The sequence below is a fragment of the Aquamicrobium terrae genome, from assembly GCF_040545735.1.
Classification (GTDB): domain Bacteria; phylum Pseudomonadota; class Alphaproteobacteria; order Rhizobiales; family Rhizobiaceae; genus Mesorhizobium; species Mesorhizobium terrae_A.
The window spans coordinates 62,882-77,242 of the sequence record NZ_JBEPML010000013.1; the positions used below are offsets into that span (position 1 = coordinate 62,882).

12 protein-coding genes and 1 tRNA gene are annotated in these 14,361 nt (G+C 66.5%); 12 read left to right on the forward strand and 1 reads right to left on the reverse strand.

The annotated features are described in order from the left end of the window. Positions 1-77: 77 nt before the first annotated feature. The 8 genes from obgE (at position 78) to ABID37_RS17755 (ending at position 6,355) form a co-directional block, all read left to right on the forward strand. Entirely contained in the window at positions 78-1,118 is a 1,041-nt protein-coding gene (obgE, locus tag ABID37_RS17720; RefSeq protein WP_354197178.1) for a GTPase ObgE, read from the forward strand. 4 nt (positions 1,119-1,122) lie between these two features. Further along, positions 1,123-2,256 (forward strand): glutamate 5-kinase, encoded by a 1,134-nt coding sequence (gene proB, locus ABID37_RS17725; protein ID WP_354197180.1) that lies wholly within the window; start codon positions 1,123-1,125, stop codon positions 2,254-2,256. Between the two features lie 20 nt (positions 2,257-2,276). Then, positions 2,277-3,563 carry a glutamate-5-semialdehyde dehydrogenase gene (locus ABID37_RS17730; protein ID WP_354197182.1) on the forward strand — a complete coding sequence of 429 codons (1,287 nt, stop codon included), beginning with the start codon at positions 2,277-2,279 and terminating at the stop codon, positions 3,561-3,563. A gap of 86 nt (positions 3,564-3,649) precedes the next feature. Next, a complete protein-coding gene (locus ABID37_RS17735; RefSeq protein WP_354197281.1) occupies positions 3,650-4,240 on the forward strand; it encodes a nicotinate-nucleotide adenylyltransferase in 591 nt (196 codons plus the stop codon). 125 nt (positions 4,241-4,365) lie between these two features. Beyond that, a tRNA-Glu gene (locus ABID37_RS17740) sits at positions 4,366-4,440 on the forward strand. 108 nt (positions 4,441-4,548) lie between these two features. Further along, positions 4,549-5,037, forward strand: coding sequence for a hypothetical protein (locus tag ABID37_RS17745; RefSeq protein ID WP_354197184.1), 489 nt, complete (start codon positions 4,549-4,551; stop codon positions 5,035-5,037). Positions 5,038-5,104: 67 nt separating this feature from the next. Then, positions 5,105-5,506: a DoxX family protein gene (locus tag ABID37_RS17750; protein WP_354197186.1), complete on the forward strand. Its 402-nt coding sequence runs from the start codon at positions 5,105-5,107 to the stop codon at positions 5,504-5,506. Between the two features lie 162 nt (positions 5,507-5,668). Then, complete coding sequence (locus ABID37_RS17755; RefSeq protein WP_354197188.1) at positions 5,669-6,355, forward strand: hypothetical protein; 687 nt, start codon at positions 5,669-5,671, stop codon at positions 6,353-6,355. An 83-nt stretch (positions 6,356-6,438) separates the two neighbouring features. On the opposite strand, the gene ABID37_RS17760 is transcribed toward ABID37_RS17755, so the two are convergent. Beyond that, positions 6,439-6,777 carry a hypothetical protein gene (locus ABID37_RS17760; protein WP_354197190.1) on the reverse strand — a complete coding sequence of 113 codons (339 nt, stop codon included), beginning with the start codon at positions 6,775-6,777 and terminating at the stop codon, positions 6,439-6,441. Between the two features lie 163 nt (positions 6,778-6,940). Between ABID37_RS17760 and ABID37_RS17765 the strand changes: the two genes are divergently transcribed. The 4 genes from ABID37_RS17765 to pstA all read left to right on the forward strand — a co-directional run bounded on the left by ABID37_RS17765 (position 6,941) and on the right by pstA (position 14,346). Then, positions 6,941-10,192: a response regulator gene (locus ABID37_RS17765; protein WP_354197192.1), complete on the forward strand. Its 3,252-nt coding sequence runs from the start codon at positions 6,941-6,943 to the stop codon at positions 10,190-10,192. A gap of 240 nt (positions 10,193-10,432) precedes the next feature. Further along, positions 10,433-11,470: a PstS family phosphate ABC transporter substrate-binding protein gene (locus ABID37_RS17770; RefSeq protein WP_354197194.1), complete on the forward strand. Its 1,038-nt coding sequence runs from the start codon at positions 10,433-10,435 to the stop codon at positions 11,468-11,470. A gap of 78 nt (positions 11,471-11,548) precedes the next feature. Further along, positions 11,549-13,018, forward strand: coding sequence for a phosphate ABC transporter permease subunit PstC (gene pstC, locus ABID37_RS17775; RefSeq protein ID WP_354197196.1), 1,470 nt, complete (start codon positions 11,549-11,551; stop codon positions 13,016-13,018). Beyond that, the gene (gene pstA, locus ABID37_RS17780; RefSeq protein ID WP_354197198.1) at positions 13,015-14,346 is read left to right on the forward strand and encodes a phosphate ABC transporter permease PstA; all 1,332 of its coding nucleotides are present in this window, start codon (positions 13,015-13,017) and stop codon (positions 14,344-14,346) included. Before pstC ends, pstA begins: the two co-directional genes overlap by 4 nt. Positions 14,347-14,361 lie beyond the last annotated feature (15 nt).

Below are 14,361 nucleotides of genomic sequence, written 5' to 3' on the forward strand. Positions count from 1 at the left end.
CCTCGCACTTCGCCGCACCTTAGGCTAGTGAAGGGCACTTTCATGAAACGCAATAGCAGCGAAAGCGGCACAGTCCGATGAAATTCCTCGATCAGGCCAAGGTTCACATTCGCTCCGGCGACGGCGGTGCCGGCGCGGTGTCGTTCCGCCGCGAAAAATTCATCGAGTTCGGCGGGCCGGACGGCGGCGACGGCGGCCGCGGCGGCGATGTCTGGGCCGAGGCCGTCGACGGGCTCAACACGCTGATCGACTACCGCTACCAGCAGCATTTCAAGGGGCAGACCGGGGTGCACGGCATGGGCCGCAACCGCACCGGGGCAAAGGGTTCGGACGTGGTGCTGAAAGTGCCGGCCGGCACGCAGATTTTCGAGGAAGACAACGAGACGCTGATCTGCGACCTGACAGAACCCGGCCAGCGCTTCCTGCTGGCCAAGGGCGGCAATGGCGGCTTCGGCAACCAGCACTTCAAGACCTCCACAAACCAGGCGCCGCGCCGTGCCAATCCCGGCCTGCCGGGGGTGGAAAAGAGCGTCTGGCTGCGGCTGAAGCTGATCGCCGATGCCGGGCTGGTGGGGCTGCCCAATGCCGGCAAGTCCACCTTCCTCGCCACGGTGACGGCGGCGAAGCCGAAGATCGCCGACTATCCCTTCACCACGCTCTATCCGGGCCTCGGCGTGGCGCGCGTCGATGCGCGCGAATTCGTCATCGCCGACATTCCGGGACTGATCGAGGGCGCGCATGAAGGCGTCGGCATCGGCGACCGTTTCCTCGGCCATGTCGAGCGCACCCGGGTCCTGCTGCATCTGGTTTCGGCGCAGGAGGAACATCCGGGCAAGGTCTACAAGACGGTGCGGGGCGAACTGGAAGCCTATGGCCATGGGCTCGCCGACAAGCCGGAGGTCGTTGCGCTCAGTCAGGTCGATACGCTCGACGCGGACGAGCGCAAGAAGAAGCTCGCGGCGTTGAAACGCGCCGCCGGCACGACGCCGCTGCTGCTTTCGGCGGTGACCGGCGAGGGCGTCGAGGCGGTGCTGCGCGCCCTGATGGCCGTGGTGGAAGAGACGCGGGCGGAGGCCGCGCCCAGCGGCAACGACATCGACGACCGCTGGAAAGCCTGATTGCATGAACGCTCTTTCGCTGAAGGATTATCGCCGCATCACGGTCAAGATCGGCTCGGCCCTGCTGGTCGACCGCAATACGGGGTTGAAGCGCGGCTGGCTGGCCTCGCTGGCCGACGACATCGGCGCGCTGGCGGCCAACGGCGCTGAAATCCTCGTCGTGTCGTCGGGGGCCATCGCGCTCGGCCGCACCATGCTCGGCCTTGGGCGCCGGGCGCTGAAGCTGGAGGAAAGCCAGGCGGCCGCCGCCGTCGGCCAGATCGCGCTGGCGGGTGCATGGGCCGAAGCGCTGGGCAGGCACGGGCTGACATCGGGCCAGATCCTGCTGACGCTCGGCGACACCGAGGAGCGGCGGCGCTATCTCAATGCCCGCGCCACCATTTCGACGCTGCTCAAGATGAAGGCGGTGCCGGTCATCAACGAGAACGACACCGTCGCCACTTCCGAAATCCGCTATGGCGACAATGACCGTCTGGCGGCGCGCGTCGCCACCATGATGGGGGCCGACCTGCTGGTGCTGCTGTCCGACATCGACGGGCTCTACACCGCCCCGCCGGCGCTGGACCCGGATGCCGAGTTTATTCCCGTGGTCGAGCGCATCACGCCCGATATCGAGGCGATGGCTGGCGCGGCCGCCTCCGAACTGTCGCGCGGCGGCATGCGCACCAAGCTCGATGCCGGCAAGATCGCGACCGGAGCGGGCACGGCGATGATCATCACCGCCGGCACGCGCCAGTCGCCGCTGATGGCGATCGAGCGCGGCGAGCGCGCCACGCTGTTCAGGCCGAGCGCGCATCCGGTCAAGGGCTACAAGACCTGGATCGCCGGCCAGCTCGAGCCGGCCGGGCGGCTGACGGTGGACGACGGCGCGGTGAAGGCGCTGTTGTCTGGCAAGTCGCTGCTGCCGGCCGGCGTGCGGCAGGTGTCCGGCAATTTCGCGCGCGGCGACACGGTGGCGATCCTGGCGCCCGACAGCCGCGAGATCGCACGCGGTCTGGTTGCCTATGACGCGGCCGATGCCGTAAGGATTGCGGGGCTGAAGACGACGGAAATCGAGGCCGTGCTCGGTTACGAGGCGCGCTCGGCGATGATCCATCGCGACGACCTCGTCGTGAACGGCAACGGATTTGAAATCTAGCTCTGGTCGGAGTTCGGGACATGCTGAACATGAATGAAGGTTCCCGTCAGGACACCGTGGCGCTGATGGCCGAGCTCGGCCGCAAGGCGCGGGCCGCCGCCCGACCGCTGGCCATCGCCACGGCCGAGCGCAAGCATGCGGCGCTGGTCGCCATGGCCGAGGCCATCACCCGGCGCGAGCAGGAAATCCTCGATGCCAACGCCCTCGACATGGCCAATGGCGAGGAAGCCGGCCTGTCATCGGCCATGCTCGACCGGCTGAAGCTCAACGCGCAGCGCATCCGCGCCATTGCCGACGGCATCAGGGCGATTGCCGAGCTGCGCGACCCGGTGGGCGATGTGATCGCCGAATGGGACCGTCCGAACGGGCTCCACATCGAGCGCGTGCGCACGCCGCTCGGCGTCGTCGGCGTCATCTATGAAAGCCGGCCGAACGTGACAGCCGATGCCGGCGCGCTCTGCCTCAAGGCGGGCAATGCGGTGATCCTGCGCGGCGGCTCCGATTCGCTGAATTCGTCCGGCGCTATTCACGCCTGCCTGGTCGAAGGCCTGAAGGCCGCCGGCCTGCCGCAGGACGCCATCCAGCTCGTGCCGCTCAGCGACCGCGCCGCCGTCGGCGAAATGCTGAAGGGGCTCGGCGGCAGTATCGACGTCATCATCCCGCGCGGCGGCCGCAGCCTGGTCGAGCGCGTGCAGAGCGAGGCGCGCGTGCCGGTGTTCGCGCATCTGGAGGGCATCTGCCACCTCTATGTCGACAGGTCGGCCAATCTCGACATGGCGGTGAAGCTGGCGGTGAACGCCAAGATGCGCCGCACCGGCATTTGCGGTGCGGCCGAGACGCTGCTGGTCGACCGGGCGGTCGCATCCACCCATCTGGTCCCGGTGCTGGAAGCCCTGCGCGACGCCGGTTGCACGATCCGCGCCGACGACGAGGTGCGGGCCGCATTCCCCGATGCCGAACCGGCCACGGAGCAGGACTGGCGCACGGAATATCTCGACGCCATCATTTCGGCGAAGCTGGTGGACGGTGTTGCCGGCGCCATCGGGCACATCGAGACCTATTCCTCGCACCACACCGAGGCCATCGTGGCCGAGGACGCGGCGGCGGTCGAAAAATTCTTCAACGAGATCGATTCGGCGATCCTCCTGCACAATGCCTCGACCCAGTTCGCAGACGGCGGCGAGTTCGGCATGGGGGCCGAGATCGGCATCGCCACCGGCAAGATGCATGCGCGCGGGCCTGTAGGGGTCGAGCAACTCACCTCCTTCAAATACCGGGTGCGCGGATCGGGGCAGGTGCGGTCTTGACCGTTCCGGCACGGCCTTAGGCCCGGCGACCAGGAGGAGGCGGGGAACCCATGCCCGAACAGCCGGTGCAGGCCGCCTATCTGCGCATGCCGCATGTCGAGAAGGGCATGCAGATCGGCTTGTTCGGCGGTTCCTTCAATCCGCCGCATGCCGGCCATGTGCTGGTGGCCGACATCGCGCTGCGCCGGCTGGCGCTCGACCAGCTCTGGTGGATGGTGACGCCCGGCAATCCGCTGAAGAGCACGCGGGAACTGGCGCCGCTTTCCGAACGCCTCCGCCGCTCGCAAGCCATCACGCCCGACCCGCGCATCAAGGTCACCGCCTTCGAGGCGGCGCATCACGTGCGCTACACGGCCGATACGCTGGCGCTGGTGCGGGCTCGCAACCCGGGCGTCGACTTCGTCTGGATCATGGGCGCCGACAGCCTGCGCGATTTCCACCGCTGGGAGCGCTGGCGCGAGATCATGCTGACCTTTCCCGTCGCGGTCATCGACCGGCCCGGCGCGACGCTCTCCTTCCTGTCGTCGATCGTCGCCAAGACCTTCGACTATGCGCGGGTCGACGAGGCGGACGCGCCGCTTCTGGCGCGCATGAAGGCGCCGGCATGGACCTTCATCCACGGTCCGCGCTCGACGCTTTCATCGACCGCGATCCGCAACGGCGATTCCGGAAAATAGGCGGCCCGGCTGGCGCTTGCCGCAATTATCCGCGCCTCATCCGACCTCTTCCGAAGCATTGTGAGGAAATGGCATTGCCCCTGTTGCTTTTTCCAATCCGGCAGCCTATATCGCGGACCTCGGCTGCGCCCATCGTCTAGCGGTCAGGACGGCGCCCTCTCACGGCGCAAACAGGGGTTCGATTCCCCTTGGGCGTACCAATCTTTTTTCCCGCAAATGCTGTCTGTTTCCGCCTGTCAAGGCGTGCCTTGGCATAGGCAGGTTTGCTACGCTGCCAGCCGCCACAGATTCGTTTGCACGGGTACGTCATGAGCAAGGCCGTCACTTCCTTCGTCCTGATCGCCGTTCTGGGCGGCCTGCTGATGGTGCTCAGCCTTGCCGTCGCGCGCCATGGCTATCCGTTCGGGATGGTCGGCGTGCGCCGGCTCGAAGGCATCGCCTCGCCCCAGAACTTCGTGCCGCTGGCGGCGCTCTATTTCTTCAGCGCCATGCTGATGATGATCCTGCCGCTGAAGGCGGCGAGCATGGTGCTGGTCAATGCCGCGGACGCGCTGATGTGGACGGCGATCGCACTGTTCGCGGCGATCGTCGGCTGCGTGCTGGCGCGCTGGGCGTTCGGCCAGTCGAGCATAGTGCGCGTCCTGTGGGACTGGCGCTTCCTGTTCGCGATGGCAATCGTCGGCTGCCATCTGGCGCTGAACGCGCTGCGCCGCAACGTTTTGTTGCGCAGCCTTGCCTTCGCCGGCTTTGCCGCCCTGACGCTCGCCTGCCTTTTCTGGGACTTCACCCTGCGCTGAAAGGGCACTTGCCGGCTGCGTGGCGCGATGATCTTATGCGGACCTCGATGGGCAACGGGGGACTTCTATGCCGCAGATCATCAATGCAATCCTGAATGCCGGCTGGTTCGGCTATCTCGCCCGCATCGTGCTGACCTTCATGTTCTGGTCGAGCGGCCTTTCCAAGCTGATCGATTTCAACGCCGGCGCCGGCGAGATGGTGCATTTCGGACTCGAGCCCGGCTGGCTGTTCAATCTCGCCACCATCATCGTCCAGATCGGCGGATCGCTGCTCATCATCTTCAACCGGTGGACCTGGCTGGGCGCCGGGGCACTTGCCGTCTTCACCGTGGCGACCATTCCGATTGCCCATAACTTCTGGGTGATGGAAGAGCCGTTCAAGACGATCGAGTTCCTTCTTGTGATAGAGCACATCTCGGTCATCGGCGCGCTGATGGTCGTCGCCTATGCCTCCGTGCGGAAATCCTGACATCGGGAACGTGCTCCATAGTTGTCCGCGGGCCGACCTCAAACGTTAAAATTGATTCATCAATATTACCGCTTCGTTGATAAATGAGGCGAACAATCCTCCCTGCAGCAAAGGCTTCCGGGCTGTCGGCAGCCATGCTGGCATGATGCAAGGAGGAAGTTCATGTCCATATCGAGATCGACAGGAATGCTGGCGAAGCTGGCTTGTGCATCCGTTTTTGCCGTGGCGCTGGCCTTGCCCGCGCAGGCGCTGGATATCGGCGGCAGAGGGTTGGGCGTCAGCGTTGACGGGCGAAACGGCGGCCTCGGCGTGGGCGTGTCGGTAGGCGGGTCCAAAGGCGTCAATGCCGGTGTCGGGGTAGGCGCCAGCAAAGGGCTCGGCGTGGGTGTCGGCACTTCGGTTGGCGGCAAGAACGGGGTAAATGCGGGGCTTGGCGCCAATGTCGGTGGCAAGAGCGCTGTTTCGGCCGGACTGGGTGCCTCGATCGGCGGCAAGGGCGGCGTCAATGCCGGACTGGGTGCCAATGTCGGCGGCAAGGGCGGTATCGGAGCCGGCGTGGGCGTCGGTGTCGGCAACGGTATCTCCGCCGGTGTCGGCATCGGTGTGGGAACCGGGCCGGGCACCAGGCCGGGCACGCCGGGAACCCCCGGGACACCTGGAACTCCAGGAAATCCGGGCACTCCGGGTACCCCGGGCGTGAATCCCGGCGTGCCCGGCGTGGTGGCCGGGATGTCGGCGGGCGAGGTGCGGATGCTGCGCAAGAGATGCGTCGACATCCTCGGGAATCCGGGCGCCTACGATGCCCAGTTGGCCCAACTGTGCCGGATCCTGCAGGTGGCGGCGCGCTAAACCAGCGCGCACCGGACCAAGGCCGTCGTCAATCGGAAGCGAAAGGCCGCCCGGCAGGGGCGGCCTTTCCGATTCGGGCTCGGCTACTGGCACACCATCCGCACGCGCCCGCCGGTATCCTGGGCCGGGCCGCAGGAGACCGTCGTTCCCGCAGGTTCGGTTACGGGTGCCGCATTGGCGCTTGGCGGAGCGGTCCGCCTTGCCGGCGCTGCCGGCTGATAGCGGGGCGCGACGACCGGGAAGACGTCGGAGCCGCTGTGCACCGGTGGCGTCTGCGTGCCCGAGGAGCCCTTGTCCCAGATGCGGCGGGCGTCGATCTGCCTTGGAATCACCACCGTGCCGTCATCCGTGCGCGCGCAGCCGGCACCCGTGAGGAGAAGCCCGGAAACGACGACAGGCGAAAGGCGCGCGAGCTTGAACATGGCCTGATTCCGATAACGTGGGTGGCAGTCGTTGGCAATGCAGGTCCTATCCTGCCACGGAAGCCGGGTCGCGACAGGCCTGCTTGCCATATGATTAGCAGACGGTTAAGCCTTGTCACCAGCATCCCGATGGCGCGCATGCGGGGTGCCCGGCGGGGATCAGATGGGCAAGGCGCACGAGCCGATCGAGCAGGCAAGCTCCGAAGAAGGCTGGCAGTGGGCAACCGATGCCGAGCTGCGCTTTTCCTGGCTCTCGGACAACTACCATGCCGCCACCGGCATCGCGCCGGACACGGTGATCGGCCGGTTCCGCTTCGACTTCATGGAGCAACTGCGCCACGGCAGCCGGACAGCGATGGCGCATCTGAGCGACCTGCAGGAGCGCCGGCCGTTTCGCGATTTCGTCTACGAGCTGAAGGACGGCTCGGCGCGTTGTCGGTGGATTTCGACCAGCGGCGACCCGCAGTTCAATGCCGACGGCAGCTTTGCCGGTTATCGCGGCCGGGCGCGCAACATCACCGCCATCGTCGCACAGGCACGCGACCTGCTGCCGGCGCCCTCGGCCGTGGTGCGGGAGGCCCGGCAGGCCATGGCGGCGCTCAACGCGATCAGCGACGCGCTGTGCCTTTATGACGAGAACGATGTTCTCGTGCTCCATAACGATGCGCTGCTCCAGATCTATTGCGGGCTTGCCGACGTCATCCGGCCGGGCATCACATATGGCGAAATCCTTGATGCCGGCCTGCAGCGTGGGCTGTGGGACACGGACGGGCTCGACCGGGGGAGCTGGCGCGAAAAGGTGCTCGCCGCCCGGCGCAACGCGTCGGGCGAGCCGCTGTTGATCCGCTTTTCAAGCGGCCGCATCATTCTGCAACGGTCGATCAGCACCGATACCGGCATGCTGATCGCCACCTGCGTCGATGTGACGGAACTGGAAGGCCACAAGGCCGATGCGCTCAGTGCCGAGGCGCGCAGCCACCAGTTGCGCATCGACCTCGAACGGACGGTGGACATGCTCGACATGGCCATCGTCATCGTCGACGAAAAGCTCAATGTCGAGCTCGTCAACCGGGCGTTCTGGAGGCTGTGGAACGTGTCGCCCGACGCGATCGGGGCCGGCTGCCCGTTCCGCGACCTTATGGAAGCCGATCGCCACACCGGCGTCTATGGCGTGGAGGCGCATGTCTGGGAGGACTATGTCGCGCGCCGTCTGGCCGAAATCCGGGGTGGCGAGGTGGCGCCGCGCGAATTCCGGCGCGCCGACGGCTGCACGCTGATCTATTCCGTCGTGGCGCTTTCGGGCGGGCGGCGTCTGATCTCCTACTATGACGTCACGGCGCTGAAGGACCGCGAAAGGGCGCTGCGCGAAAGCATGCGCGAGAACGAATTGTTCCGCAGCCTGATCGACAACGTGCCGGTGTCGATCTACGCCAAGCATGCCGACCTCAGGCAATTCTACGTCAATCGCGGCTGGATCGAACTGACCGGCATTGCCGCCGAAGAGGCGGTCGGCAAGACCGACATGGAACTGTTCGGCGTGGACGGCCAGGAGATGACCGACAGCGACCTGGCCGTACTGCGCACCGGCCAGACGCAGGAAAGCGAGGAGGTGGTGGTTGCGGCCGACGGGACGGTCCGCCACCAGTTCGCGCGCAAGAGCGCCATGACCGCCTCCGACGGGTCGCTCTATCTGATCGGCTCGACCACCGACATCACCGAGCTGAAGCTGCGGGAAGCGGAACTGGAGGAGGCGCGCCGCCGGGCCGAGCTGGCCGACCGCGCCAAGTCGGAATTCCTGGCCAATATGAGCCATGAGATCCGCACGCCGATGAACGGCGTGCTCGGCATGGCCGAACTCCTGTCGAAGACCGACCTCGACCAGAAGCAGCGGACCTTCGCCGACATCATCGTCAAGTCCGGCCATGCCCTCCTGAACATCATCAACGATATCCTCGATTTTTCGAAGATCGATGCCGGGCAGATGGTGCTCGACCCGGCGCCGTTCCCGTTGAACGAGGTGATCGAGGACGCCATGGCCCTGGTCACGGCCCATGCGCGGGAAAAGGACGTGGAACTGGTGATCCGCGTCGAGCCCGACCTGGGGGACCAGTTCGTCGGGGATGCGGGGCGCATCCGCCAGGTGCTGCTCAATCTCCTCGGCAACGCCGTCAAGTTCACCGACAGCGGCCATGTGCTGGTCGATGTGTCCGGACAGGATGCGGACGGCCGCACGAGGCTGCATTTCGCGGTGACCGATACGGGCATCGGCATTCCGGCCGACAAGCTTGCGCTGGTCTTCGACAAGTTCAGCCAGGTCGACGGCTCGTCGACGCGCCGGCACGAGGGCACCGGGCTCGGCCTTGCCATCTCCTCGCGGCTGGTGGCCCTGATGGGCGGCGAGATCGGCGTGGAAAGCGTGGAGGGCAAAGGATCGACCTTCTGGTTCGAGATCACGCTCGACAAGGCCGGCGCCGGGACCAGACGCGCCCCGCCGGTGGACGTGACCGGCGCGCGCATCCTCATTGTCGACGACAATGCGGTCAACCGCGCCATCCTGTCGGAGCAGATGCAGGCCTGGGCGTTCGATTCCTGTGCTGCGGCCAACGGCATGGAAGGGCTGAAGGTCCTGGAGGCGGCGGCCGCGCGCGGCATCGGTGTGGAGTGCGTCGTGCTCGACTACCAGATGCCCGGCATGAACGGCCCCGACGTGGCGCGCGCCATACGGGGCACGCCGGCGCTTGCCGACACACCGATCGTGTTGCTCACTTCGGTCGATCATTCGGTGTCCGACCCCCAGTGCCGCGATCTCGGCATCCATGCCCATCTGACCAAGCCGGTGCGTTCGTCGGCGCTGCTGGAGACGGTGGTCGATGCGATCCAGCGCCATCGGGGCAGCGCCTCCCATGCGGAGGCGCAGGAGCCCGAGGAGGCGCCCGATGCGGCGAGTCCGGGATCCGTGCGGCCATCGCCCGTTGTGGAGGAAAGGCCGGTGCGGGACGGGGGCCTCGATATCCTGGTGGCCGAGGACAACGAGGTGAACCAGCTCGTCTTCACGCAGATCCTGTCCGAGAGCGGCTACAGTTTCGAGATCGTCGCCAACGGCCAGCTTGCGGTCGGGGCGTTCCAGAACCTGCGGCCGCGCATGATCCTCATGGATGTCTCCATGCCGCTGATGAACGGCTACGAGGCGACCAGGCGCATCCGCCAGATCGGGGGCGTCGACGGTCCGCATGTGCCGATCGTCGGGGTCACCGCCCATGCGCTCAAGGGCGACCGGGAGCGGTGCCTCGAATGCGGCATGGACGACTATCTGCCGAAGCCGGTCAGTCCCCGGGCTCTGATGGCCAAGCTGGAACGCTGGCTCGGCCGCGCGCCGGGTGCCGGACAGGCGCAGCAGGAAACCGGACGCGGCTAGGGCGGCAGCAAAGCGCGCGGCGGCGGTTATAGTTTTGCCAAAAAACCGGATTCCACTTTTCTCTTCCGATGCTTCAGCCCAGGGCCTGCCGCTCCGGTCGAAAGGCCGGCGCCGGCGGTCTTCGCAAAGCTTAATCGGACTGACACCAAACTGTCATGCGACTGTAATAAACGGGGTCTATTGGCCAGACCGGGCGCTAAGGAAGCGCTGCCAGAGACCTTGCGAACAGGAGCAGGCCACATGAAAAGATACGTTCTCACCGCGTCGGTTGCGGCGCTCGCGCTGGCCGCCACGGCCGGCTTCGCCTCGGCGCGCGACCAGATCCAGATCGCCGGTTCGTCGACCGTTCTTCCCTACGCCAAGATCGTTGCCGAGAACTTCTCGGAAGCCTTCTCCGACTTCAAGACGCCGGTCGTGGAATCGGGCGGCTCCTCCGGCGGCCTCAAGGAATTCTGCAAGGGCGTCGGTGAAAACACCATCGACATCGCCAATTCCTCGCGCCCGATCAAGGAATCGGAAGTCAAGGCCTGCGCCGATGCCGGCGTGACCGAGATCCAGGAAGTGCGCATCGGCTATGACGGCATCGTCTTCGCCACCGACATCAACGGTCCCGACTGGGCCCTGACCGCGCAGGACATCTACAAGGCGCTGGCCGCGCAGGTCGTCGTCGACGGCAAGCTGGTCGACAACAAGGTCGCCAAGTGGAACGAAGTGAACCCGGCGCTGCCCGACTGGGATATCGCCGCCTACATTCCCGGCGAGAAGCACGGCACCCGCGAAGTCTTCGAAGAGAAGCTGATGACCGAGGGCTGCAAGGCTTCGGGCGCGCTCGACGCCATCAAGGCCGCCGGCGCTGATGACAAGGCCGCCGCTACCGCCTGCATCGCGGTGCGCAAGGACGGCAAGGCCGTGGACATCGACGGCGACTACACCGAGACGCTCGCCCGCATCGACTCCAACAAGACCGGCGTCGGCGTGTTCGGCCTCGCCTTCTACGAGAACAATGCCGACAAGCTGAAGGTCGCCACCGTCGAGGGCGTGGCCCCCTCCGTCGAGACCATCGCGAAGGGCGAATATCCTGTGTCGCGGCCGCTGTTCTTCTACGTGAAGAAGGCGCACCTCGATGTCGTGCCCGGCCTGAAGGAGTATGTGAACTTCTTCCTCGCGGACGAGATGGTCGGCCCCGACAGCCCGCTGGCCGAATACGGCCTGGTGTCGGCGCCCGACGCGGAACGCGACGAGCAGCGCGCGGCCTTCGAGGCCGGCAAGACCATGTAACGATCCGGCGCGGGGCGCGCCTGCCGCGCCCCGCTCCCTTTCAGGTGTGCAGCGAACAGAGCCAACCGGACACACTTCATGAGCGTTTCCTGGGTCCTTGCCGTCATCCTCGCCATAGGCGTCGCGGCTTATCTCGTGGCGCGGCTGCGGGCGACGCGGCTGGAGCCGCAGGCCGGCGTCAAGCAGCACTCGCTGCCCGGCTATCATGGTTCCTATGCGCTCATCCTGGCGATCTTTCCCGCCGTCATCTTCTTTGCCATCTGGAAGGTGGCGAGCCCGCTCTACATCGACGGCGCGGTGTGGCGCAGCCTGCCCGAGCAGGTGCGCACCGCCTCCGACGTGAACCGCTCACTCACCACAAGCACCGTCTACACCATCGGCACCGGGTTGCGCCGTCTCAACACCGGCGAGCTGGAGCAGGTGCGCTCCGGACAGGCTGACCTCAAGGCACTGTTTGCCACCAAGGGCGTGGCGATGGCCTCAAATGGCGAGGCCTACATGGTCCCCGCCGCCGAAACCTACAATTCCATGACCGATGCCTCGGTGCGCTATTCGGGCATCATTGCGGTGCTTCTGTCGCTGGCGGGCGCCTGGCTCGGCCTGTCCGGCATCACGCTGCGCCGCCGTGCCCGCAACAATGTCGAGCGGGTCATGCTGTGGGGGCTGATCGGCGCGTCCACCGTCGCCATCCTCACCACGGTCGGCATCGTGCTGTCGATGCTGTTCCAGACGCTGGCCTTCTTCCAGTCGGTGCCGCTGTCCAACTTCTTCTTTGGCACGGTGTGGGACCCGCGCTTCGCCGCCGCCGGCTCGGGCGGTGCGACCGGCCAGTTCGGCCTCATCCCGCTGCTGGCCGGCACGCTCTACATCGCGCTGGTGGCGATGCTGTTCGCCGTGCCGGTCGGCCTGTTCGCCGCCATCTACATGTCCGAATACGCCTCGCGGAAGGTGCGCTCGGTGGTCAAGCCGGTGCTCGAGGTGCTCGCCGGCATTCCCACCATCGTCTACGGTATCTTCGCGCTGGTGACGGTCGGCCCGCTGCTGCGCGACATCTCGGCAGCCCTTGCCGGCGGCCAGCCCCTCATCATGGCGCAGAGCGTGCTTACCGCCGGCCTCGTCATGGGCATCATGCTCATCCCCTTCGTGTCGTCGCTGTCCGACGACATCATCAGCGCGGTGCCGCGCGCCCTGCATGACGGTTCGCTGGGGCTCGGCGCGACGCGCTCCGAGACGGTGCGCAACGTCATCCTGCCGGCGGCGCTGCCGGGCATCGTCGGGGCGCTGCTGCTCACCGCCTCGCGCGCCATCGGCGAGACCATGATCGTGGTGCTGGCGGCCGGCGTCGCGGCCAACCTCACCATCAACCCGGGCGAGGCGATGACCACCATCACCGTCAAGATCGTCAACCAGCTCACCGGCGACCTCGAATTCACCTCGCCGCAGACGCTGGTCGCCTTCGCGCTCGGCATCACGCTGTTCGTCATCACGCTCGGCATGAACGTGCTGGCGCTCTACATCGTGCGCAAATATCGGGAACAGTACGAATGACCGACATCCCGTTCGATCAAGGCGCGGTTGCGGATGCGGTGGCGCCGCCCCGCCGCGATATCGGCCTCAAGCGCCGCTACCGCGCCGAGCGCCGGTTCCGCCTCTACGGCCTTGTCGCCATCGGCATCGGCATCTTCTTCCTGGCGGCGCTGCTGTTCACGGTGATCCGGGGCGGCTACACCGCCTTCTGGCAGACCTCGATCAGCCTGCCCGTTACCTTCGACGCCGATGTGATCGATCCCGACGGCAAGCGGGCCAGCGATCCGGCCGTGCTGTCCACCGCCAACTATCCGCTGCTGGCGCGCAATGCGCTGGCCGCCAGGCTCGGCATCGATGTCGAGGCGCCGGAGGCGAGGGCCGATCTGCGCCTGCTGTCGGGCATGATCTCGCAAGGCGTGCGCACGCAACTGCGCAACATGGTCATCGCAGACCCCTCGATCATCGGCACCACGCGGGACGTGTGGGTGCTGGCCGCCGCCGACGTCGATTCCGCCCACAAGGGCCAGATCGATCTTTCGGTTCCCGAATCGCGGCGCAAGGTGAAGGACAAGCAGGTCGGCTGGATGAAGACGCTGAGCGCCGACGGCGCCATGGTCGAGCGCTTCAACCGCGGCCTGTTCACCTTCGGCGCCTCCAGCCGGCCGGAGACGGCGGGCATGGGCGTGGCGCTGATCGGCTCGCTCTACATGATGCTGATCGTGCTGGTTCTGGCGCTGCCGATCGGCGTCGCCGCCTCCATCTATCTGGAGGAGTTCGCGCCGAAGAACCGGTGGACCGACCTGATCGAGGTCAACATCAACAACCTCGCCGCCGTGCCGTCGATCGTGTTCGGCCTGCTCGGCCTTGCCGTGTTCGTCAACTTCGCCGGCCTGCCGCGTTCGGCCTCGCTGGTCGGCGGACTGGTGCTGACGCTGATGACGCTGCCGACGATCATCATCGCCACCCGCGCCGCGCTCAAGGCGGTGCCGCCATCGATCCGCGCCGGCGCGCTCGGCATCGGCGCCTCCAAGATGCAGACCGTGTTCCACCACGTGCTGCCGCTGGCCGCACCCGGCATCCTCACCGGCACCATCATCGGCCTGGCACAGGCGCTGGGCGAAACCGCGCCGCTGCTGCTGATCGGCATGGTGGCCTTCGTGGCCGACTATCCGGCGACGCCGATGGACCCGGCCACCGCGCTGCCGGTGCAGATCTACATGTGGGCCAACGAGGCCGAGCGCGCCTTCGTGGAACGCACCTCCGGCGCCATCATCATCCTTCTGCTTTTCCTTGCCGCGATGAACCTGGCCGCAATCCTGCTGCGCCGGCGCTTCGAACGGCGCTGGTAGATCAAGGAAACAACA

Excerpts from the sequence above, each read along its gene's own strand:
- pstA (WP_354197198.1), top strand. The coding sequence starts at position 13,015 with ATGACCGACATCCCGTTCGATCAAGGCGCGGTTGCGGATGCGGTGGCG.
- pstC (WP_354197196.1), top strand. The coding sequence starts at position 11,549 with ATGAGCGTTTCCTGGGTCCTTGCCGTCATCCTCGCCATAGGCGTCGCG.
- ABID37_RS17770 (WP_354197194.1), top strand. The coding sequence starts at position 10,433 with ATGAAAAGATACGTTCTCACCGCGTCGGTTGCGGCGCTCGCGCTGGCC.
- ABID37_RS17765 (WP_354197192.1), top strand. The coding sequence starts at position 6,941 with ATGGGCAAGGCGCACGAGCCGATCGAGCAGGCAAGCTCCGAAGAAGGC.
- ABID37_RS17745 (WP_354197184.1), top strand. The coding sequence starts at position 4,549 with ATGAGCAAGGCCGTCACTTCCTTCGTCCTGATCGCCGTTCTGGGCGGC.
- ABID37_RS17755 (WP_354197188.1), top strand. The coding sequence starts at position 5,669 with ATGTCCATATCGAGATCGACAGGAATGCTGGCGAAGCTGGCTTGTGCA.
- ABID37_RS17735 (WP_354197281.1), top strand. The coding sequence starts at position 3,650 with ATGCCGCATGTCGAGAAGGGCATGCAGATCGGCTTGTTCGGCGGTTCC.
- ABID37_RS17760 (WP_354197190.1), bottom strand. The coding sequence starts at position 6,777 with ATGTTCAAGCTCGCGCGCCTTTCGCCTGTCGTCGTTTCCGGGCTTCTC.
- proB (WP_354197180.1), top strand. The coding sequence starts at position 1,123 with ATGAACGCTCTTTCGCTGAAGGATTATCGCCGCATCACGGTCAAGATC.
- ABID37_RS17730 (WP_354197182.1), top strand. The coding sequence starts at position 2,277 with ATGCTGAACATGAATGAAGGTTCCCGTCAGGACACCGTGGCGCTGATG.
- ABID37_RS17750 (WP_354197186.1), top strand. The coding sequence starts at position 5,105 with ATGCCGCAGATCATCAATGCAATCCTGAATGCCGGCTGGTTCGGCTAT.
- obgE (WP_354197178.1), top strand. The coding sequence starts at position 78 with ATGAAATTCCTCGATCAGGCCAAGGTTCACATTCGCTCCGGCGACGGC.